Source organism: Aquabacter cavernae (genome assembly GCF_003993795.1).
GTDB lineage: Bacteria > Pseudomonadota > Alphaproteobacteria > Rhizobiales > Xanthobacteraceae > Aquabacter > Aquabacter cavernae.
Window position 1 is genome coordinate 172768 of the sequence record NZ_RWKV01000004.1, and the last position, 19512, is coordinate 192279.

Annotated in this window: 19 protein-coding genes; 12 read left to right on the plus strand and 7 right to left on the minus strand. The window is 67.0% G+C overall.

What is annotated here, in order from left to right; all coding sequences use genetic code 11:
* Nucleotides 1-121: 121 nt before the first annotated feature.
* Nucleotides 122-1093 carry a peptidylprolyl isomerase gene (locus EJJ38_RS04000; RefSeq protein ID WP_127088825.1) on the minus strand — a complete coding sequence of 324 codons (972 nt, stop codon included), beginning with the start codon at nucleotides 1091-1093 and terminating at the stop codon, nucleotides 122-124.
* A gap of 367 nt (nucleotides 1094-1460) precedes the next feature.
* On the opposite strand from EJJ38_RS04000, the gene rpmF reads away from it, so the two are divergent.
* The 3 genes from rpmF (at nucleotide 1461) to EJJ38_RS04015 (ending at nucleotide 3645) form a co-directional block, all read left to right on the plus strand.
* Nucleotides 1461-1646: a 50S ribosomal protein L32 gene (gene rpmF / locus EJJ38_RS04005; RefSeq protein WP_012115088.1), complete on the plus strand. Its 186-nt coding sequence runs from the start codon at nucleotides 1461-1463 to the stop codon at nucleotides 1644-1646.
* 333 nt (nucleotides 1647-1979) lie between these two features.
* Nucleotides 1980-2282, plus strand: a complete 303-nt coding sequence (locus tag EJJ38_RS04010) for a hypothetical protein (RefSeq protein WP_245454098.1) — start codon at nucleotides 1980-1982, stop codon at nucleotides 2280-2282.
* Nucleotides 2283-2358: 76 nt separating this feature from the next.
* A complete protein-coding gene (locus tag EJJ38_RS04015) occupies nucleotides 2359-3645 on the plus strand; it encodes a bifunctional diguanylate cyclase/phosphodiesterase (RefSeq protein ID WP_164738397.1) in 1287 nt (428 codons plus the stop codon).
* 385 nt (nucleotides 3646-4030) lie between these two features.
* Here the strand turns inward: EJJ38_RS04015 and phaR are convergent, their stop codons facing one another.
* The gene (gene phaR, locus EJJ38_RS04020; protein ID WP_127088827.1) at nucleotides 4031-4609 is read right to left on the minus strand and encodes a polyhydroxyalkanoate synthesis repressor PhaR; all 579 of its coding nucleotides are present in this window, start codon (nucleotides 4607-4609) and stop codon (nucleotides 4031-4033) included.
* A gap of 270 nt (nucleotides 4610-4879) precedes the next feature.
* Here phaR and EJJ38_RS04025 point away from each other — a divergent pair, with 270 nt between their 5' ends.
* The 5 genes from EJJ38_RS04025 to EJJ38_RS04045 all read left to right on the plus strand — a co-directional run bounded on the left by EJJ38_RS04025 (nucleotide 4880) and on the right by EJJ38_RS04045 (nucleotide 9773).
* A complete protein-coding gene (locus EJJ38_RS04025) occupies nucleotides 4880-6058 on the plus strand; it encodes an acetyl-CoA C-acetyltransferase (protein ID WP_127088828.1) in 1179 nt (392 codons plus the stop codon).
* 211 nt (nucleotides 6059-6269) lie between these two features.
* Nucleotides 6270-6992, plus strand: coding sequence for an acetoacetyl-CoA reductase (gene phbB, locus EJJ38_RS04030; RefSeq protein ID WP_127088829.1), 723 nt, complete (start codon nucleotides 6270-6272; stop codon nucleotides 6990-6992).
* A 49-nt stretch (nucleotides 6993-7041) separates the two neighbouring features.
* On the plus strand, nucleotides 7042-7917 hold the full coding sequence (gene yddG / locus EJJ38_RS04035) for an aromatic amino acid exporter YddG (protein WP_127088830.1): 876 nt from the start codon (nucleotides 7042-7044) through the stop codon (nucleotides 7915-7917).
* A gap of 100 nt (nucleotides 7918-8017) precedes the next feature.
* Complete coding sequence (gene leuB, locus EJJ38_RS04040) at nucleotides 8018-9130, plus strand: 3-isopropylmalate dehydrogenase (protein ID WP_127088831.1); 1113 nt, start codon at nucleotides 8018-8020, stop codon at nucleotides 9128-9130.
* Between the two features lie 19 nt (nucleotides 9131-9149).
* Nucleotides 9150-9773 carry a pentapeptide repeat-containing protein gene (locus EJJ38_RS04045; protein ID WP_127088832.1) on the plus strand — a complete coding sequence of 208 codons (624 nt, stop codon included), beginning with the start codon at nucleotides 9150-9152 and terminating at the stop codon, nucleotides 9771-9773.
* Between the two features lie 36 nt (nucleotides 9774-9809).
* Here EJJ38_RS04045 and EJJ38_RS04050 read toward each other — a convergent pair whose 3' ends face one another.
* From EJJ38_RS04050 to EJJ38_RS04065, 4 genes are all read right to left on the minus strand, one after another.
* Complete coding sequence (locus EJJ38_RS04050) at nucleotides 9810-11309, minus strand: tripartite tricarboxylate transporter permease (RefSeq protein ID WP_127088833.1); 1500 nt, start codon at nucleotides 11307-11309, stop codon at nucleotides 9810-9812.
* 59 nt (nucleotides 11310-11368) lie between these two features.
* A complete protein-coding gene (locus EJJ38_RS04055) occupies nucleotides 11369-11830 on the minus strand; it encodes a tripartite tricarboxylate transporter TctB family protein (protein ID WP_127088834.1) in 462 nt (153 codons plus the stop codon).
* A 66-nt stretch (nucleotides 11831-11896) separates the two neighbouring features.
* A complete protein-coding gene (locus EJJ38_RS04060; RefSeq protein WP_127088835.1) occupies nucleotides 11897-12868 on the minus strand; it encodes a Bug family tripartite tricarboxylate transporter substrate binding protein in 972 nt (323 codons plus the stop codon).
* 51 nt (nucleotides 12869-12919) lie between these two features.
* Nucleotides 12920-13585: an RraA family protein gene (locus EJJ38_RS04065; RefSeq protein ID WP_127088836.1), complete on the minus strand. Its 666-nt coding sequence runs from the start codon at nucleotides 13583-13585 to the stop codon at nucleotides 12920-12922.
* 164 nt (nucleotides 13586-13749) lie between these two features.
* Here EJJ38_RS04065 and EJJ38_RS04070 point away from each other — a divergent pair, with 164 nt between their 5' ends.
* Nucleotides 13750-14697 (plus strand): LysR family transcriptional regulator, encoded by a 948-nt coding sequence (locus EJJ38_RS04070; RefSeq protein WP_127088837.1) that lies wholly within the window; start codon nucleotides 13750-13752, stop codon nucleotides 14695-14697.
* Nucleotides 14698-14841: 144 nt separating this feature from the next.
* Nucleotides 14842-15516, plus strand: coding sequence for a GntR family transcriptional regulator (locus EJJ38_RS04075; RefSeq protein ID WP_127088892.1), 675 nt, complete (start codon nucleotides 14842-14844; stop codon nucleotides 15514-15516).
* A 44-nt stretch (nucleotides 15517-15560) separates the two neighbouring features.
* Here the strand turns inward: EJJ38_RS04075 and EJJ38_RS04080 are convergent, their stop codons facing one another.
* Nucleotides 15561-17159 carry a rhodanese-like domain-containing protein gene (locus EJJ38_RS04080; RefSeq protein ID WP_127088838.1) on the minus strand — a complete coding sequence of 533 codons (1599 nt, stop codon included), beginning with the start codon at nucleotides 17157-17159 and terminating at the stop codon, nucleotides 15561-15563.
* 124 nt (nucleotides 17160-17283) lie between these two features.
* Here EJJ38_RS04080 and EJJ38_RS04085 point away from each other — a divergent pair, with 124 nt between their 5' ends.
* Together EJJ38_RS04085 and EJJ38_RS04090 are read left to right on the plus strand one after the other, a co-directional pair.
* Entirely contained in the window at nucleotides 17284-17880 is a 597-nt protein-coding gene (locus tag EJJ38_RS04085; RefSeq protein ID WP_127088839.1) for a cysteine dioxygenase family protein, read from the plus strand.
* 111 nt (nucleotides 17881-17991) lie between these two features.
* On the plus strand, nucleotides 17992-19509 hold the full coding sequence (locus EJJ38_RS04090; protein ID WP_127088840.1) for a tripartite tricarboxylate transporter permease: 1518 nt from the start codon (nucleotides 17992-17994) through the stop codon (nucleotides 19507-19509).
* The last annotated feature ends 3 nt before the right edge of the window (nucleotides 19510-19512 follow it).

Sequence of the window (19512 nt, forward strand, 5' to 3'; positions counted from 1 at the left end):
CGGGAGGCAAGGGCTGCCGAAATTTCGGGCGGAAGTGAGCCGGGCACGGAAATCCGGAGCCCGGGAAACAGAAAGGGCCGCCCCAGGGCGGCCCTTTCCAAATGGGCGGGAATGCCCCGCGTCAGTTCTTCGCCGGAGCAGGCGCGGCGGGGGCGGCGGGCGCCGCACCGGCCGGAGCCGCCGGGGTCGCAGCGGGAGCCGCGGAGGCGGGGGCCGCCGTCTTTTCCACCTTGGCGTCGGCGCGCAGCTTGGTCACCAGCTCGGTCTGGGCCTTGCGCACCAGATACTGGTCGAGCTGATCGGAGACCTGGTCATAGGTCGGCACCGGCTTCTGGCGCTTGTCTTCGACCTTGATGACGTGCCAGCCGAACTGGCTCTTCACCGGATCGGAGACCTGGCCCTTCTCCAGCTTGAACGCGGCTTCGGCGAATTCGGGGACCATCTGGTCCTTGGCGAAATAGCCGAGATCGCCGCCATCCTCGGCGCTGTCCTTGGAATTGTCCTTGGCGAGCTGGGCGAAGTCCGCGCCGCCCTTGGCCTTGGCCGCGATTTCCTTCGCCTTGGCCTCGTCGTCCACCAGAATGTGGCGGGCGCGCACCTCGGTCTCCGGCTTCGTCGAGGCGACGAACTCGTCATAGGTCTTGCGCTTGGCCTCGTCCGTCACCGCCTTCTTGGCTTCGGACAGCATCAGCGCCTCCATGAGCGCCTTGGTGCGGGCATAAGCGAGACGCTGCTGGAAGTCCGGGGACTGGTCCAGCTTCTGGGCCTGGGCCGCCTGGGCGAGGAGCGTCATGTCGGTGAGGAAGGAGAGCACATATTCCTTGCGCTGCTCGCCCTGCACCTGGGGCAGGCCGGGGCCGATATCTTCCTCGGCGATGGCCACTTCGCTCGCGCGGATGGGCGTGCCGTTCACGGTCGCCACGATGGGATCCGCATCGGCCGGCTTCGCCTGGGCGGCCGGGGCCGCGGCGGCGGCGGGAGCGGCGGGCTTGGCGGGGGCCGGGGTCTGGGCCATCACCGGCCCTTGTGCGACACCCAGGGCGAGAGCCGAAAGAGCAGCCGCCAGAACGGCGGGGTGGGCGGAGCGCGTCATGATGGGCTAAGTCCTTCGTTTCTCCACGCGGGCGGCCGCAAGGCCCCTCCCGGCGCGGCGCACCCTCGCTCAGCTTCACCGGCCTTGCAAGGGAATAGAGGCACCTGAATAGAGGCCCCGCGCGGCCGGAGGTTGCGGAAGGTTCCGCGGGGCGCATCTGGCCCTCCCGCCATGGCAGGGCGGCGGTGAAATCGCGGCATTCCTGCGGCTTCGGAGGGGGTGAGCGAACTTTCCGTCGTCCGGGCCTTCCGATTCCCCGCGCGAAGCTGTATAAGGCGCGCCTCCAATCCAGAAAGATGGTTTCGCTAGCCTGCGCGGACCGACGCTGCGGGCGGGGCCGAACACAACGTTTGCCGGAGTTTTGGACATGGCTGTCCCGAAGAGAAAAACCTCGCCGTCCCGTCGCGGCATGCGCCGCTCGGCCGATGCGCTGAAGCAGCCCACCTATGTCGAGGACAAGGATTCCGGCGAACTGCGCCGTCCCCACCACCTCGACCTGAAGACCGGCATGTATCGCGGCCGGCAGATCCTGAAGCCCAAGGCGGAAGCCTGAGCGACGCCGCGGCGCCCGCTTTCCGGCGGGCGCGGTGACGGCACGCGGCCCATTTTCGGGGCCGCGACCGGGCGTGCTGGACCTCACAGGTCAAGACCTCGCGGGGATGCGTTAACCCTCCCGCGGCGCAAGGCACCTTAAGCACCTTGCAGCAGTGACATTCCCAGAGGGATGTGCGACCCATCGAGGACCGATGGCCGAAAGGGCATGGGCCACCGAGGATTGCGTATGCTTACCCCGATCCCTCTGCTTATCGTCCCGTTGGCCATTTATAACATCATCATTTTTCTCACCCCCGGCGTCGCCTGGGCCGCTCATATTGCCGACATAGCCATGATGTCCGGAAGCATCTGGACCATCACGGTCGGAGACGGCTTCCTCGCCTTCACTCTTCTCGTTTTCCTGTTCGAGGTGCTGAAGGCGACCCGTGTCTCGTCCCGCTCCATCGTTGACCACATTCTCTCTGTCCTGGTCTTCGTGGGCGCGCTCGTTGAATTCCTGCTGGTGCCGCAGGCCGCCACATCCATCTTTGCCCTTCTTATGGGCATCATGCTCCTGGATGTGATCACCGGCTTCTCGGTTTCCATCCGCGTCGCGCAGAGGGACGTTGCCCTTTCGCCGGCGTCCGGCGGATGACGGAAGCGCGCATGCGATCTAGGATATGGCCACAATTCCGGATCCGACCTTGAACGGCCCTTTGCATGACAGGCGAGTGCATTCCTCGCCCGCATATTCGGAAGGCGACGCCTATGCGTTCGCCGGCCAGGTCTCGCGCGGCCTGCTGGTGGAAGCGCTCATCCAACTGCTGAAGCCCGCCGGCCGGGCCCAGGGCTGGTCGCTGCTCCTGGTGGGCATCGATCACCTGGGCCGCATGAACGACACGTTCGGCTTCGCCGTGGTGGACCAGATCGTGGGCGAGATCGCCGCGCGCCTGCGCAAGCGGGTGCCCCAGCCGGATCTCGTGGCCCGCTTCTCGGGCGGCAAGTTCGCCATCCTCTCGCGGCGGAACGGCTCCGGCCAGGCCGCCGCGGACCTGGCCGCCGCCATCTGCACCGATGTCAGCTCCGCCCCCTTCGAGACCTCCGCCGGCCCCATGCCGGTGACGGTCACGGTCGGCGGCGTCATCGCCCCGGAGCGGGCGACCACCCTCAATGCCGTGCTCGCCGCGGTTCAGGAAGCGCTCGACAAGGCCAAGCGGCAGGCCCGCGGCTCCTACCGGCTCTATGAGCGCAACGACAGCATCGAGCGCCGCCGCCGCACCAACCAGCGCACGGCCGAGGAGATCGTCCGCGCCATCTGGGACCGGCGCATCTTCCTCGCCCTCCAGCCGGTGGTGAACACCACCAGCCGGCAGATCTTCTTCTACGAGGCCCTCGCGCGCATCGTGCCCTTGTCCGGCGCGCGCCTGACCGAAGCGGGCCAGATGGCCGAGGCGGCGGAACGGCTCGGCCTTATCGGCTTCCTGGATCGGCATGTGCTGGACCATGCCATGGAGGCCCTGCGCCGGGACCCCACGCTCCGGCTCTCCGTGAACGTCTCGCCCACATCCATCGCCGATCATTCCTGGCTCAGGCAGTTTGCCGACCAAGTAACGCCGGACCTGGCAGACCGAGTGATCGTGGAGCTGACCGAATCCGCTGCCGTCAACGATCTCAGCGCCGCCCGGACATTCATTCGCACAGCCCGCGAGTTGGGAGCGCGCGTGGCGCTGGATGATTTCGGAGCCGGCTCCACATCATTCCGAAACCTGCGCAGCCTCGGCGTCGATATGGTGAAGATCGACGGCAGCTTCGTCCGCAACATGGCCCGCTCGCCGGACGACCGCGCCTTTGTGCGCGCCCTGCTTCAGCTGGCCCGGCAATTGGGAATCTCGACGGTGGCCGAATGGGTGCGCAGCGAGAAGGAGGCCGGATTCCTGCTGGCCGAAGGCTGCGACTATATCCAGGGCGCGCTTACCGGGCTCGCCACGCCCTACGACCCTGCGGGCGAAAACGCCTAGGTCGGATCGACATTCCAGCAGGCTGATCGGATGATATAGGAAGGCAGCGTTGTGCTCGGGACAAGCCCGACCATGACGGACCAAGAAGCCGCAACCCTTCCAGCGCTCTGAATGTCGATTGGCCCTTGCGCAGGGCTCCTGCTGAGGGAGCGGCACGAACCATTGCCAGCTTCAATGCAGACGGGCCGCACGACCCTGGCATATCCCCGGCGGCAGCCCTGCGTTCTTCTGCTGGAAAGTCACGTCCCACGAAACGCCCGGACAACCGCCTGCAATGCCCTGCGGCATGATGGCCGCGAACCTGCCGCGCGGCAGGACCGAACGGGCCGCTTCATGCGGCCCGTGTCACGCAGGCGGATATGGGAGCGCCGTCCCAGGCCCCCGATCACTCGGGCTTGGAGGCCAGCTTCTCCAGCTTCTGCTGCATCTCGACCATCTGACGCTTCAGGGCTTCCAGATCGTCCACGGGCCGCTCGGGCGTGGCCGGAGCCGTAGGCGGCATGCCTTCCTCACCCTTGTTGAACGGCATGAAGATGTTGAACGCACGCTCGAACATATCCATGTTGCGGCGCACATGATCATCAAAGCCGCCGAAGCTGGGGCTGGTGAACGACTTGGCCACCTGGTCCCGAAACTTCTCCTGCTCCTTGGTGAAACTGTCGATGGACATCTCCAAGTAGCGCGGCACCATCATCTGCATGCTGTCGCCGTAAAACCGGATGATCTGGCGCAGGAAGGCGATGGGGAGCAGGTTCTGCCCCTTGTTTTCCTGTTCGAAAATAATCTGGGTCAGAACAGAATGGGTGATGTCGTCGCCGCTCTTCGCGTCATAGACAACGAAGTCCTCGCCTTCCTTCACCATTGTGGCGAGATCTTCGAGCGTGACGTAGGTGCTCGTGCCGGTATTGTAGAGCCGGCGATTGGCGTATTTCTTGATGGTGACTGGCTCTTGGGTCTTGGCCATTTCGCTCATCCGTTTCCTCGACTGGTCGAAGGGTACGGCCTTTCCCGCGCCGCGGCTACTGTTTTGTGCGCAGCATGAATAGCGATTGTGCGCAGCATGATCCCTTTCGACATCAGGGTTTCCGGCGGATCCGCAATGCCACGCATTGACTTTGACCGCCTTTAACACGACATCGGTGTGGCGACCGACGATGCACCGCACGGGGCGCGGTATCTCGGCTCCATCGCCCGCCTATCAGGCCCCGCCAAAGCCAATGCCGAGGAGACCAGCATGAGTGAGGATGTTGTCATCGTTGGTGCCGCGCGCACCCCGGTCGGTTCGTTCAACGGCGCCCTCGGCACTTTGCCGGCCCACGAACTCGGTGCCATCGCCATCAAGGCCGCGCTCGAGCGCGCCGGCGTCCCCTCGGACGCGGTGAGCGAAGTCATCCTGGGCCAGGTGCTGACCGCCGCCCAGGGCCAGAATCCCGCCCGCCAGGCCTCCATCGGCGCCGGCGTTCCCATTGAGAGCCCCGCCTGGGAAGTGAACATGGTGTGCGGCTCGGGCCTGCGCTCCGTGGCGCTCGGCTTCCAGGCCATCCAGACCGGCGACAGCGACGTGGTGGTCGCGGGCGGCCAGGAATCCATGAGCCTGTCCACCCACGCCGCCAACCTGCGCAACGGCCAGCGCATGGGCGGCCTTGAGTTCGTGGACACCATGATCAAGGACGGCCTGTGGGATGCCTTCAACGGCTACCACATGGGCGTTACCGCCGAGAATGTGGCGCGCCAGTTCCAGATCACCCGCGCCGACCAGGACACGTTCGCCGTGGCCTCCCAGAACAAGGCCGAGGCGGCCCAGAAGGCCGGCAAGTTCAAGGAGGAGATCGTCCCCGTCACCATCTCCACCCGCAAGGGCGACGTGGTGGTGGATGCGGACGAATATATCCGCCATGGCGCCACCATGGAGGCCATGCAGAAGCTGAAGCCGGCCTTCGAGAAGGACGGCACGGTGACCGCCGCCAACGCCTCCGGCATCAATGACGGCGCCGCCGCCGTGGTGCTCATGAGCGCCAGCCGCGCCGCCGCCGAGGGCAAGACGCCCCTCGCCCGCATCGTCTCCTGGGCCCAGGCGGGCGTGGACCCGTCCATCATGGGCACCGGCCCCATCCCGGCCTCCAAGGCCGCCCTGGAAAAGGCCGGCTGGTCCATCGACGACCTGGACCTGGTGGAGGCGAACGAAGCCTTCGCGGCGCAGGCCATCGCGGTGAACAAGGGCCTCGGCTGGGACACCGACAAGGTGAACGTGAACGGCGGCGCCATCGCCATCGGCCACCCCATCGGCGCCTCCGGCACCCGCATCCTGGTGACCCTGCTGCACGAGATGCAGCGCCGCGACGCCAAGAAGGGCCTCGCCACCCTCTGCATCGGCGGCGGCATGGGCATCGCCATGTGCCTCGCCCGCGACTGATTGCTGCTCTTGCGGCGCGCCGCAGGTCCGGATGATCTTTGAATCGAAGGGCCGGCTTGTCCTTGCCGGCCCTTCTTTTTGACACCCCCTCAAGTACCGGGTGAGGGCCAAAAAAAGCTCGAACGGAAGCGAATCCTTGCTTAGAAGCAAGGCTGCCGGTTTTGTGTTGGGGTACCCAAGAACCAAGGCAAACGAGAAAAGGGAGAGGAACATGGCGCGTACCGCTCTTGTCACCGGCGGAACCCGGGGAATCGGCGAAGCCATATCCGTCGCGCTCAAGGAAGCCGGCTATCAGGTGGCCGCGAATTATGCGGGCAACGATGCCGCCGCCGCCGCCTTCCACGAGAAGACCGGCATTCCCGTGTTCAAGTGGGACGTGTCCGATTTCGAGGCCTGCAAGGCCGGGATCGCCAAGGTCGAGGCCGAGGTCGGTCCGGTGGACGTGCTGGTGAACAATGCCGGCATCACCCGCGACGCCACCCTGCACCGCATGACGCGGGAGCAGTGGCAGGCGGTGATCAACACCAATCTCAGCAGCCTCTTCAACATGACCCGGAACGTGATCGAGGGGATGCGCGCCCGCAAGTTCGGCCGCGTGGTCTGCATCTCGTCCATCAACGGGCAGAAGGGCCAGTTCGGCCAGACCAATTATTCCGCCGCCAAGGCGGGCGAGATCGGCTTCGTGAAGGCGCTCGCCCAGGAAAGCGCGGCGCTGGGCATCACGGTCAACGCCATCGCGCCGGGCTATATCGGCACCGAGATGGTGCGCGCCGTGCCGGAAGACGTGCTGAAGAAGATCGTCTCCACCATCCCGGTGGGCCGCCTCGGCGAGCCCGAGGATATCGCGCGCTGCGTGGTCTTCCTCGCGGCCGACAATGCGGGCTTCATCACCGGCTCGACGCTGACCGCCAACGGCGCGCAGTACATCACCTGATCAGGACAGGCCCATGCCCGGAGAGATCCGGGCATGGGCGACCTCATAGATGGCCATGACGGGATCCTCCTCCAGCGCCGCCGCGACACGCATCGGCCTTCTCGCCATCGCCCTCTGGTCCACGCTGGCGCTGTTCACCGCCGCCACCGGCCAGGTGCCGCCTTTTCTCCTCACCGCGCTCACCTTCGGCATAGGCGGCCTTGTCGGCCTGCTGGCCGCCCTGCGCGGGCCGGGCCTTGGCGTGCTGCGTCAGCCCCTCTCTGCCTGGCTTCATGGCGTGGGCGGCCTATTCGGCTACCATTTCCTCTATTTCACCGCCCTCAAGCTGGCGCCGCCCGCCGAGGCGGGGCTGGTCAATTATCTCTGGCCGCTGCTCATCGTCCTTCTCTCGGCAGCGCTGCCCGGCCACCGCCTGCGGACGGCCCATGTGGCGGGCGCGCTGCTGGGCCTGTGCGGCGTGGTCCTGCTTCTGGTGGGCAAGGGTCTCTCGGGCTTCAGCGCGCAGGCGGCTCCGGGCTATGCCGCCGCCTTCGCGGCCGCCTTCATCTGGGCGGCCTATTCGGTGGCCTCGCGCCGCTTCGGGCAGGTGCCCACGGAGGCCGTGGCCGGCTTTTGCCTCGGCACGGCCGCCCTCTCCTTCCTGTGCCATCTCGCCTCCGAGCCGGCCATCTGGCCTGCGGGGCTGGTGGAATGGGGGGCGGTGATCGCGCTCGGGCTCGGCCCGGTGGGCGCCGCCTTCTATGCCTGGGACGTGGGCATGAAGCGGGGCGACGTGCGCTTCCTCGGCGTCGCCTCCTATGCGGCGCCGGTGCTCTCCACCCTGCTGCTGGTGGCCTTCGGTTTCGCCACCGCAAGCTGGGCGCTCGCCCTCGCCTGCCTACTCATCGTCGGCGGCGCGGGCATCGCCGCCCGCGCGCGGGGATGAACCGCATGACACAACGGCTTGTCACGGGGTCACCGACCCTTTAGCACTCCGCGCCAAATCACGATGCCCGCGCGAAGGGCATGCCACACAGGAAAGTCCAATGGCCACCCATAAGCTCCTCCTTCTTCCCGGCGACGGCATCGGCCCCGAAGTGATGACGCAGGTGAAGCGCGTCCTCTCCTGGCTGGAGAGCGAGGGCCTCGGCTCCTTCGCCGTGGAAGAGGATCTGGTGGGCGGCTGCGCCTATGACGACCACGGCGCGGCCATCTCCGAGGCCGCCATGGACAAGGCCAAGGCGGCGGACGCCATCCTGCTGGGCGCCGTGGGCGGCCCCAAATGGGCGGATGTTCCCTATGAGGCGCGCCCCGAAGCCGGCCTGCTGCGCCTGCGCAAGGACCTTGCCCTGTTCGCCAACCTGCGCCCGGCTTTGTGCTATCCGGCGCTGGCGGATGCGTCCTCGCTGAAGCGCGAAGTGGTCGAGGGCCTCGACATCCTCATCGTGCGCGAGCTGACCGGCGGCGTCTATTTCGGCGAGCCCAAGACCATCCTGGACCTGGGCAACGGCCAGAAGCGCGCCATCGACACGCAGGTCTACGACACCTACGAGATCGACCGCATCTCCCGCGTCGCCTTCGAGCTGGCCCGCACCCGGCGCAACAAGGTCACCTCCTCCGAGAAGCACAATGTGATGCGCTCCGGCGTGCTCTGGAAGGAAGTGGTCACCGCCGTCCATGCCAAGGACTATGCGGACGTGGAGCTGGAGCACCATCTGGCGGATTCGCTGGCCATGCAGCTGGTGCGCTGGCCCAAGCAGTATGACGTGATCGTCACCGACAACCTGTTCGGCGACGTGCTCTCCGACATCGCCGCCATGCTCACCGGCTCGCTGGGCATGCTGCCCTCCGCCTCGCTGGGCGCGGTGGACGAGCGCACCGGCCGCCGCTCGGCGCTCTATGAGCCCGTGCACGGCTCGGCGCCGGACATTGCCGGCCGCGGCATCGCCAATCCCATCGCCATGATCGGCTCGCTCGCCATGGCGCTGCGCTATTCCTTCGGCATGGGCCCGGTGGCGGACCGCATCGAGGCGGCCATTGCGGGCGTGCTGGCTTCCGGCAAGCGCACCAGCGACATCCGCACTCCCGGCTCCACCGTGGTGGGAACGGAAGAGATGGGCGAGGCCATCATCGCCGAGCTTTCGACGGGCACGGCCTGAGCAAGGGCAGGCGCGGCGCATGCACATCCTCGCCGCGCCGGACCATCCGGCGGGCCGGAGCGACGTGGAGCGGGCCATCCGCGACCATGACGGACCGGTCCGCTTCACCGGCTGGACGCTGGCCGACGCGGACCTGTCGGACCTGGACCTCGACGACTGCGTCTTCGAGCGCTGCCGGGCGCCCCGCGCTCGCTTCGCCACCGCCCGCCTGACGGACGCGCGCTTCCTCTCCTGCGATCTCAACAACACGCTCTGGATGGGCGCGCGGCTCTCCTCCACCGCGTTCGAGGATTGCCGGATGACGGGCGCGGACATGGCGGGCGCGGTGGCGCTTCACGTCTCCTTCGCGCGCTGCCTTCTCGTGAGCGCCCAATTGCCCGGCCTGTCCTTCCACCGCGCGCGCCTCGACGGCGTGTCGTTCGCGGACGCCGACCTGCGGCGGGCGGACTTCCGCGAGGCGGTGCTCACCGACTGCATCCTCAAGGACGCCAATCTGACGGATGCCCGCTTCCAGGGGGCGGACCTGCGGGGCGCGGACCTGGGTAGCCTGCGGCTCATGGATGCGGCGAAGTTCAAGGGCGCCATCATCTCGCGCCAGCAAGCGGCGGACCTCTTGGGCACGCTTGGGCTCAAGGTGCTCTAGGACCGCTGGAGAACCCGCTCGGCCGCTAGCGCCCGCTCATTCCATGAAGACTTTGCTGCGGCGCTGCTTGATGGCCGGCAACATCACGATGACGGTTCCCACCGCAGCGACAGCGAGCAGCGTGGCGCTGACCGGGCGCGTGAACAGGATCGCGATATCCCCGCCCGACAGGAGCAGGGAGCGCCGCAGATACTCCTCCATCATCGGACCCAGCAGAAGGCCGAGAAGAAGAGGGGCCGCTTCCAGCTCCAGCTTGGCGAAGACATATCCCAGGGCACCGAAGCCGGCCATGAGATAGAGGTCGAACGTGCTTGAGCTGATGCTGAAGACCCCGACCGCGCACAGCATCAGGATGGCGGGGTAGAGCCTGAGATAGGGGACGGCGATCAGCTTCACCCACAGGCCGATCATGGGCAGGTTCAGGACCAGCAGCATCACGTTGCCGATCCACATGGAGGCGATGACGCCCCAGAACAGTTCCGGCCGGTCGATCATGACCGAGGGGCCGGGCTGGATGCCCTGGATCATCATGGCGCTGATCATGAGCGCCATGACCGGGTTTGAGGGAATGCCCAGTGTGAGCATGGGAATGAAGGAGGTCTGGGCGCCCGCATTGTTGGCGGCTTCCGGCGCCGCGACGCCTTCGAGCGCCCCATGGCCGAACTGGCGGCGATTGGGGGAGATCTTCTTCTCCACCGAATAGGCCGCGAAGGACGACAGAAGCGCGCCTCCGCCGGGCAGGATGCCGAGGATCGAGCCGAACAGCGTCCCGCGCAGGATGGGGCCGGCCGTGCGGCGCATGTCGTCGCGCGACAGCCACAGGCCGCCCACCTGGCTGGCGGGCCTGTGCCCCGCCTCCTGGCGATCGAGGTTCGCCATGATCTCGCCGAGCCCGAACAGGCCCATGGCGACCACCACGAAGCCGACCCCGTCGGCCAGTTCGCCCACGCCGAACGTGAAGCGCTGGATGCCGGAATTGACGTCGGTGCCCACCAGCCCCAGCAGGAGGCCGAGCACCATCATGCCGAAGCCGTGCAGAAGCGAACCGTTGGCCAGCAGCACCGCCGCCACGAGGCCGCACAGCATGAGCGAGAAATATTCCGGCGCGCCGAAGCGGATCGCCATCTCCGCCAGAGGCGGCGCGAACAGCGCGATGAACACCGCCGCGATGGTTCCGGCCACGAAGGAGCCAATCGCGGCCACGGCCAGCGCCTTCCCCGCCTTTCCCTGCCGGGCCAGCTGGTGTCCCTCGATGGCCGTGATCACGGACGAGGATTCGCCGGGCAGGTTCACCAGGATCGCGGAGGTGGAGCCGCCATATTGGGCGCCGTAGAAGATGCCCGCCAGCATGATCATCGCCGTGTCGGGAGACATGCCGAAGGTGAGCGGAAGCAGCATGGCGATGGTCGGCACGGGACCAAGGCCCGGCAACACGCCGATGAGGGTGCCCAGCGTGACGCCGACGAAGCAATAGAGAAGGTTATCGAACGTGGCCGCAGTGGACAGGCCAAGTTGAAGATGGGACAGCAGGTCCAAGACAAGCTCCGGAAAGTGAGGGCTGAGCCCTCATGGGACGACGGACCGCCGACGCGGTCTCAATGCCACCACGACCCCAGATACGGCATGGGCACCCCCAGCCCCTGGACGAACACCAGCCCGCAGAAGGCCACAAGCAGCGCGATGGTGACGGCGCTCGTCAGGTCCGGCCGATTGTGCCGGCTCGCCGCCATCCCGAGGACAAGCAGGGCCACGAGCGCGATCACGAGGCCGGCGCGCTCCAGCAGGAAGGCAAAGCCGCAGACGGCCAACAGGATGAGCACGAGGGCCCGGACGTTGGGGCGCGGCAGCGGGGCGCCGTCCAGGAAGAAGGACAGGACCAGCGAGACGATGCCGACCCCGGTCAGCAGGATCGCGAGTACGGTCGGAAGATAGCCGGGACCCATCTTGCTGAGCGTCCCGAACTGGTATTGCGAGGACAGGGCGAGAAACAGCAGGCCGGACGCCACATAGATCAGGCCGATGCAGAAGTATCTCGTGTTGCGGATGGCTGGATTCATGTGCCTTGCCGGGCCGGAATGACGGGGTGCCCCTCCCCGCGCGGGGAGGGGATGGGCTGGCGCCGGTCAGTTTTCGGCGATGTTGGCGTCCTTGGCCGCCTTGGTCCATTTGGCGACCTGCTCCTCCACGAAGACCCGGAATTCCGCGGGCGTGGACCCCACAGGCGTCGCGCCGGCATCGGCGAGGACCTTCTTCACCTCCGGCTGGGCCAGCACCTGCTTGGTGGTGGTGTACAGCAGGTCGATGACGGACTGAGGCGTGCCGGCGGGCGCGAACAAGCCCGTCCAGCTGGTGAAGACGATGCTCGGATGACCCAGCTCCGTGGTGGTCGGCACGTCCGGCAGCAGGTCGGAGCGCGTGGTGCCGGTCACCGCCAGGGGCACCAGACGTCCCGACTTGATGAAGGTCGGCGTGCTCGGCGCGGACGGAATGGCGATGGTCGCCTCCCCGCCCACCACCGCCGCTACCGCTTCCGCCGGCCCGCGATAGGGGATGTGGGTCAGGTCAATACCGGCGCTTGCCTTCAGAAGCTCGCCGGTGAACCGCGAGCCGCTGCCATTGCCCGCCGAAGCGAAGGTGAGCTTGCCGGGATTGGCCTTGGCGCGGGCGATCAGCTCATTGAGCGTACGGATCTGGCTTTCCGGGCTGGTGACGATGACCAGCGGGGAATCCGCGATCTGCGTGATGGGCGCGAAGTCCTTCAGGGGGTCGTAGGACAGGGTCTTGTAGATGCCTGAGTTCAGCCCGTGGGTGCTGACGGAGCCGACGAACAGCGTGTAGCCGTCCGGCTTCGCGCGGGCGACGCGCTCCGCACCGATGATGCCGCTCGCGCCGTTGCGGTTGTCCACCACGACAGGCTGGCCGAGCGCCTTGGACAAGGGACCGCTGACGGCGCGCGCCATGATGTCGGCCACCGAGCCCGGAGACTGGGGCACCACCACCGTGATCGGCTTCTGAGGGTAGGGCTCGTCGGCCATGACGGCCGTGGGCAGAAGGACCGCCAGCCCGGCGGCAAGAAAGCGGAGAGGGAATTTCATGGGGTTTTGCCTCTGAGGGGCGGACGTGACGTCCATTTGGAAAGGCAGGCGTCAGGCCTTGGCGATGGCCTCATCGACCCAGCCACGAGGCCATGCCTTCTGCTGGATCTGGACGGCCCATTGGTGCTCCACCTTCAGGTGGTCCTGGGCAGCGGCAATCACCGCAGCAGCATCCGCGCGCGGCAGCACCAGGACGCCGTCGGGATCGCCGATCACAAGATCACCCGCGGCGACGCTGAGGCCGCCGGCGGCGAGGGGATAGCCGATCTCGCCGGGCCCGCTCTTCCAGGGGCCATTGGGCGTGACGCCCCGGCCGATCACGGGGATCGGAACATCAGCAAGACCCGCCCGGTCCCGGACCGCGCCGTCGATGATCACCGCGGCGATGCCCCGGGAGGCGGCATAGCGGCTCATCATCTCGCCGATGATCGCGTTTTCCAGCGCCCCTCCGGCGTCGCACACGACGATGTCGCCTGGCTGGGCCACGTCCAGCGCCTTATGGAGGAAGAGGTTGTCACCGGGCCGCACGCGCACGGTGAAGGCAGGCCCCGCGAAAGACAAAGCGGCCTGGGAGTAATTGGTGAAGCCCCCCGGGAAGCTGAACAGACGGTTCGATACATCGCCGACCACAGCTACGGGGAGATCCCTGGCGGCATCCACCACCGCCTGCGACACCCGCTCGAAATCCAGATTAATCCGCCCACCGGGACGCGACATCACAAGTCTCCACTTGAAAAACATACCTTAATTAAACAAAAACCATCAACATTATATACAATCAAGCGATAAAATCACATATGATACGATGAAGAAAATTCATACCGCATTCGCAGGCCGTGAAATTTGGGCGGGCGGTATGGTCATTGAAGGGGACAACGAGCGTGCAGGTGACGCTGAAGCAGATCGAGGCGGTGTACTGGGTGCATGTCCTGGGGGGCTTCATGGCCGCCGCACGCCGGCTGAACACCAGCCAGTCCACCATCTCCAAGCGGATCGCGGAGCTTGAGCTACAGGTCGGGCTCGAAGTTCTCGACCGGCAGGCGCCGCCGGGGACACTGAGCCTCAAGGGGCGGGAGATCATCGCGGATTTCGGCGCGATGCTGCGCCTGCGCGACCGGATCGAGTTCACGCTCGGCGACACGCAAAGCTATACCGGCCGCCTGCGCTTCGGCCTGACCGAGATGATCGCGCTCACCTGGCTCCCCAAGCTGCTGACGGCGATCAAGTCCGTCTATCCGCGCATCGCCCTGGAGCCGCGCATCGACGTGGTCTCGAACATGCTGCCCCAGCTCATGGAACACCGCCTGGACCTCGTGCTGGGGCCGCGCCCCAGCACCGAGCTGGACTGCACCGTGGTGGAGCTGGGAGGGCTCGATTATGCCTGGATGGTCAGCCCGCAGGTCCTGAAGAGCGGAGGCAGCGACGGGGATGCCCGCCAGCTCGGCCAGCTCTCCTTGCTGACCTATGCGGAAAACTCCCAATTGCACCATCGCATGCGCGCCGCCCTGTCCCATCTGGGCCTCGACTGGGAGAAGCCCATCACCTGCAACAGCCTGAAAGCGCTCGCGGAGCTGGCGCGGGCGGGAATGGGCGCGACCTACATTCCGCGGGATTACTTCAAGCAATATCTGGATGCCGGAGAGCTGGTGACCATCGATACCGGCCCGGAGGCGCCGCTCCAATATGCGGCCTTCCACCTGGACAATCCGGTCTCCCGGACCATTGCCGCGCTGGCTTACCAGACGTGCGACTTCGCGTTCGGCGGACATGCCCACCCATCGTCCTACGGTGATGGGCCGACAGATGGCACCGCGCCGCCATACGCATGAGGCCGGTCGGGCCGGCCTTTCAGGCGATCGGGACGTGCCTGGAAATGCAACTCCATGCAAGCGGATGCACTAGCTGACGTTCCGCGAGCATGCTTCATTGGGGCCTCAGGGGAGTGAAGCGTGTCGAGCATCAGCCAGCAGGCAATCAAGGAGCAGCGGCAGGGTTTGCCATTGGGTGAGTTGGAGGCGGGCCTGCCATTGTCGGAGGCCGTGTTCCGCGCGCTGTGCGATGCCATTCGCGCGGGCGCGTACCAGCCCGGCGACCGGTTGCGGGAAGAGGACGTCGCGCAGCAGCTTCAGGTGAGCCGGACGCCGGTCCGCGATGCGTTCGGCCGCCTCCTGACGAAGCGCCTCGTGGAGCCGGGCGGCGGGCGGGGCCTCACGGTGCGCCGGCTGGACACGGCCGAAGTGCTCGAACTCTACACCATGCGCGAGATCCTCGAAGGCGCGGCCGCGCGGCTGGCGGCGCAGCACATTTCCCAGCCGGAGATCGACGCGCTGGTGGAGATCGAGGCCGCGTTCGAAGCCAGTGAAGGCACCCCGGAAGACATGGCGCGATTGAACCGCCGCCTGCACGGCGCGGTCATCCGCGCGGCGCGTAATCGATACCTCGATCATGCTTTGCAGGAACTTCAGGACGGCATTGCCCTGCTCGGCGGAACGACCTTCGCCGTCGCGGGGCGGCCGGTCACGGCCGCACAGGAGCACAGGGAGATCGTCGCAGCCATCGCGGCGCGTGATCCCGACCGGGCGGAAAGCGCCGCCCAAGCGCACATCCGGGGTGCGCTCAAGGCAAGGCTCACGCTGATTCGGGAGTGAGCCTTCGCAACTGATTGACCATTCCTGACGGCCGGGCGCCGATCTTATTCCGGGTGCCGGAGCGCGAACCGCAGCGTCCCGTCCTCCGCCACCCGCTGCGTCAGGCCCAGTTCCCAGTCGAGATAGGCCCGCGCGGATTCGAGATTTCCGGTGTGGCGGTCATGAAGCCAGAGCAGGACATCGATGGCCTCTCCACCGGGAAACGGCCCGGGGCTCGCCTGCGTCGGCAATCCCGCGGCACGCCATGCGGCCCGCCCACCGTCCAGCACGCGGACAGAAAGCGTCGGCGCCTGCTCCGCCACGTCCGAGGCGATGAGATCCGGGCGGGGATCATCGCCATCATCGCCATAGAGCACCACAGGTGTGGCGTCCCCCGGTTCCACCGACAGCAGCGCCTCGGAAAGCCGTGCCCGTGTCAGCCATTGCGCGCCCGGCAGGTGACGCGCGCGAAAGTCCGCGCTCGTTCCCACGTCCAAAAGCCTCACACCCTCCGCCTGGGCTAGCGCGTCGGCGGTGATCCGCGCCGCGCGGAAAGGCGGATGCAAGGGGGCGGGCCGTCCCGTCTGTGTGAAATCTGCGGCATCGAGGAAACCAGCCACCACAGCCTCCCAGCCCTGCTGGCGCAGCCAATAGGCGGCCATGGCCGCGCGGGCGTGGGGCGCCGTATCGACAAGCCCGATGCGCGCCCCGCGCGTTCCCGCCCACAGATCCACCGCATGCACGAGCTGGCCGGCGGGCGCATGAACGGCACCGGGCAGATGGCCCGCCTCATACTCGGCGCGGCTGCGGACATCGAAGAGATAGAGCGTGCGCTCCTCATCCGCGCGCCATGCGGCGAACCGAGCCGGATCAATGGCCAGCGCCTCCGCGCCATGACCGAGCCGGGCCGCGAATTGCGCGGCCTGTCCGCGCGCCGCGTCGGTCAGAGGCGGCGCGCCCCGTTCGTTCCCGTGCTCAAGCGCGAAGCCGTTCAGCGACCATTCCTGCGTGCCGCCGCGCAAAGCGAAGACGGGATTGGGGACACCCGCCGAGATCAAGGTCTGCGCGCCGATGATGGAGCGCGTCCGCCCGGCGCAATGCACGATGATCGGATCCTCTTCATTGGGGACCAGATCGGCGAGGTGGAGAATCAACTCGCCGTTCGGCAGGCTGGTGGAGCCCGGAATGCAGCGCACCGTGTGCTCATGCTCCGTGCGGCCGTCCAGCAGGGTGAACGGGCGGTCGGAAGCCATCAGCGCCTTCAGCTCCGGGGCCGTGATCTCCGGTGTCGCGAAATGCTCCAGCGTCGCCTCGGCGAAGGCCTTGGTGGGCACGTTCACCCCCTCGAACACAGCGAACCCCGCCTGCCCCCACGCCGCGAGGCCCCCGTCCAGCACGCGGATGTCGGAATAGCCGAGGCCGGCCAGACGTTCGGCGGCGAAATCCGCGCGCCCCTCCCCCGCCTCATCCACCAGCACCAGGGGCGTCGCGCGGCGGGGAACGAGGGCCGGGATACCCGCCTCCAGCACGCTCAGCGGCAGGTTGGCCGCCGTGAGCACATGGCCGAGGCCGAACTCGCCGGCCTCCCGCACATCCAGGACGGCAAGTTCCCCTGTGTCCGCAATGCGATGGCGAAGCGCGGCCGAGGCAATTTTCGCGGGCATGTCTGTGGAACTCCAAATTCTCGACAGGGAGATGTTGAAATGAATAATGTCTATATATAAAGTGGATTAATCATCGTATGCAAACGGACACATCGCAGACAGGCGATGGAATGAGGATCGGATCATGGCCTTGAACGGGATTCAGAGCGCGCGGGTGGCCGCGACCGTCGAGCGCGTGAAGGCGCTGACCGCCGGAGCGGTGGGGCGCGAGCAGCTTGAGCGGGTGCGGGAAGAGCTTTACGGGCTCGCCGCCGAGCCGGACCTGTTTCCCTTCTCGGACTTTCCGGCGCCGGAGCCCGGCGGAGATCGCTTTTCGCTGCGCTATCGCCTGCACGAGGACGCGGACCGCACCCACGCGCTCTATTTGAACGCGCTGATCCCGGGCAAGCTGACCAAGCCGCATAATCACGGCACCTGGGCGGTGATCGTGGCGCTGGAAGGCGAGGAGCTGAACCGGGTCTATGTGCGCGAGGACGACGGCTCGGATCCCGAGCGCGCGCAGCTCCGGCTGGCGGACGAGGTGGTGGTGAAGCCCGGCCAGGGCATCGCCTTCCTGGGCGACGACATCCACTCCGTCCATATCCTGGGCGGCGGCAAGGCCCGCATGTTCCATTTCTACGGGCGCGCGCTTGAGACGTTGACGGATCGCAAGGGCTTCGACCTCGAGACCGGCCGTGTCTCCAACTACAACCAGAACTTCATGAGCCCCACGGTGGGCTGATCCCCCGGGCATCCGGCCACCACGCCGGATCGCCGCCCCCTCCCCTTCCGGACCCAACACATCGCCGCAGCTGCGTCCGTCACGGACATGGCTCGGAGGAGTCGTACCAGCATGAGCGTCGGCATCATCGACGGCATCGCAAACGCCTTGTCCCTGTCCAATATCGGCTTCGCGTTCGCCGGCGCGTTCCTGGGCACGCTCGTGGGCGTGCTGCCGGGCCTCGGGCCCGCCTCCGCCATGGCGATCCTGCTTCCCGCGGCTCTGTACCTGCCCGCCGAGGGCTCCATCATCGTGATGGCGGGCATCTATTACGGCTCCATGTATGGCGGCTCCACCACCGCCATCCTCATGAACATTCCCGGCGAGGTGGCCTCCACCATCACGGCACAGGACGGCTATGCCATGACCCAGAAGGGGCGCGCCGGGGAGGCGCTCGCCATCTCGGCCATCGGCTCCTTCCTGGCGGGCATCGGAGGCGCGGCCGCCATCGGCTTCATCGGGCCACGCATCGCCGACATCGCCATCGCGTTCGGGCCGCCTGAATATTTCGGGCTCGCCTTGTTTTCCATGACGGCGCTGGTTTCCTTTGCCGGCAAATCCATCATCACGGGACTCGGCCTCGGCGTGTTCGGCATGTTCCTCGCCGCCGCCGGCACGGACCCCCTCACCGGCGCCCAGCGCCTCACCTTCGGCTATCAGGAGCTGACCAAGGGCTTCGACATCGTCCCCGTCCTCGTGGGCCTGTTCGGCATCGCCGAAGTGCTCACCGGCATCGGCGAGAAGGTGGACAAGATCTATGCGGGCCGCCTCGGCTCCTGGTGGTCCATGATCCCGCGCGGACGCGAGTTGGTGATCGGCCTTGTCGCCTCGGTGCGCGGCAGCGTGGTGGGGTTCCTGCTCGGGCTCCTGCCCGGCATGCTACCGGCCTTGTCCTCCTACCTCGCCTATGACGTGGAGCGGTACTTCTCCCGCCGCTCGGATCAATTCGGCAAGGGCGTCATCGAGGGCGTGGCCGCGCCGGAGGCCGCGAACAATGCCTGCGCCATGGCGGGCTTCATCCCCCTTTTGTCGCTGGGCGTCCCCACCAGCCCGCCGCTCGCCATCCTGCTGGGCACATTGCTGCTCAACGGCGTCACCCCCGGCCCGCTCCTGTTCGAGCAGCAGCCGCTCCTGAGCTGGACGGTGATCGGCTCCATGCTGGTGGCGAACGCGGCCCTGCTCATCCTCAACCTGCCGCTGGTCGGCGTCTGGGCGCGCATCAGCCGCATCCCCTATTCCGTGCTGGCCCCCATCGTGCTCGCCGTGTGCCTGATCGGCGCCTATGCGCCGCGCAACACCATGTTCGACGTGTGGGTGGCCATCGTGTTCGGCGTGGTGGGCTACGGCTTCCGCCGCGCGGGCCTGCCGCTGGCGCCGCTCGTGCTGGGCTTCCTCATCGGCCCCCTGTTCGAGCAGTCGCTGCGCCAGTCCATGGCCATGTCGGACGGCTCGCCGCTGATCTTCATCCAGCAGCCCATCGCACTCGGCTTCCTGCTGCTCGCCGCCGCCGTGGCGGTCCTCATCACCCTGCTCAAGACGCGCTCGCGCGCGGTGCGCACGCTCATCACCGAAGGCGCGAACGAGGCCTGAGCC

Bases quoted from the DNA above. Each gene is read 5' to 3' on its own strand.
- EJJ38_RS04090 (WP_127088840.1), top strand. From the start codon at position 17,992: ATGAGCGTCGGCATCATCGACGGCATCGCAAACGCCTTGTCCCTGTCC.
- EJJ38_RS04025 (WP_127088828.1), top strand. From the start codon at position 4,880: ATGAGTGAGGATGTTGTCATCGTTGGTGCCGCGCGCACCCCGGTCGGT.
- yddG (WP_127088830.1), top strand. From the start codon at position 7,042: ATGGCCATGACGGGATCCTCCTCCAGCGCCGCCGCGACACGCATCGGC.
- phaR (WP_127088827.1), bottom strand. From the start codon at position 4,609: ATGGCCAAGACCCAAGAGCCAGTCACCATCAAGAAATACGCCAATCGC.
- EJJ38_RS04065 (WP_127088836.1), bottom strand. From the start codon at position 13,585: ATGTCGCGTCCCGGTGGGCGGATTAATCTGGATTTCGAGCGGGTGTCG.
- phbB (WP_127088829.1), top strand. From the start codon at position 6,270: ATGGCGCGTACCGCTCTTGTCACCGGCGGAACCCGGGGAATCGGCGAA.
- EJJ38_RS04055 (WP_127088834.1), bottom strand. From the start codon at position 11,830: ATGAATCCAGCCATCCGCAACACGAGATACTTCTGCATCGGCCTGATC.
- leuB (WP_127088831.1), top strand. From the start codon at position 8,018: ATGGCCACCCATAAGCTCCTCCTTCTTCCCGGCGACGGCATCGGCCCC.
- EJJ38_RS04080 (WP_127088838.1), bottom strand. From the start codon at position 17,159: ATGCCCGCGAAAATTGCCTCGGCCGCGCTTCGCCATCGCATTGCGGAC.
- EJJ38_RS04085 (WP_127088839.1), top strand. From the start codon at position 17,284: ATGGCCTTGAACGGGATTCAGAGCGCGCGGGTGGCCGCGACCGTCGAG.
- EJJ38_RS04045 (WP_127088832.1), top strand. From the start codon at position 9,150: ATGCACATCCTCGCCGCGCCGGACCATCCGGCGGGCCGGAGCGACGTG.
- EJJ38_RS04000 (WP_127088825.1), bottom strand. From the start codon at position 1,093: ATGACGCGCTCCGCCCACCCCGCCGTTCTGGCGGCTGCTCTTTCGGCT.
- EJJ38_RS04010 (WP_245454098.1), top strand. From the start codon at position 1,980: ATGATGTCCGGAAGCATCTGGACCATCACGGTCGGAGACGGCTTCCTC.
- rpmF (WP_012115088.1), top strand. From the start codon at position 1,461: ATGGCTGTCCCGAAGAGAAAAACCTCGCCGTCCCGTCGCGGCATGCGC.
- EJJ38_RS04060 (WP_127088835.1), bottom strand. From the start codon at position 12,868: ATGAAATTCCCTCTCCGCTTTCTTGCCGCCGGGCTGGCGGTCCTTCTG.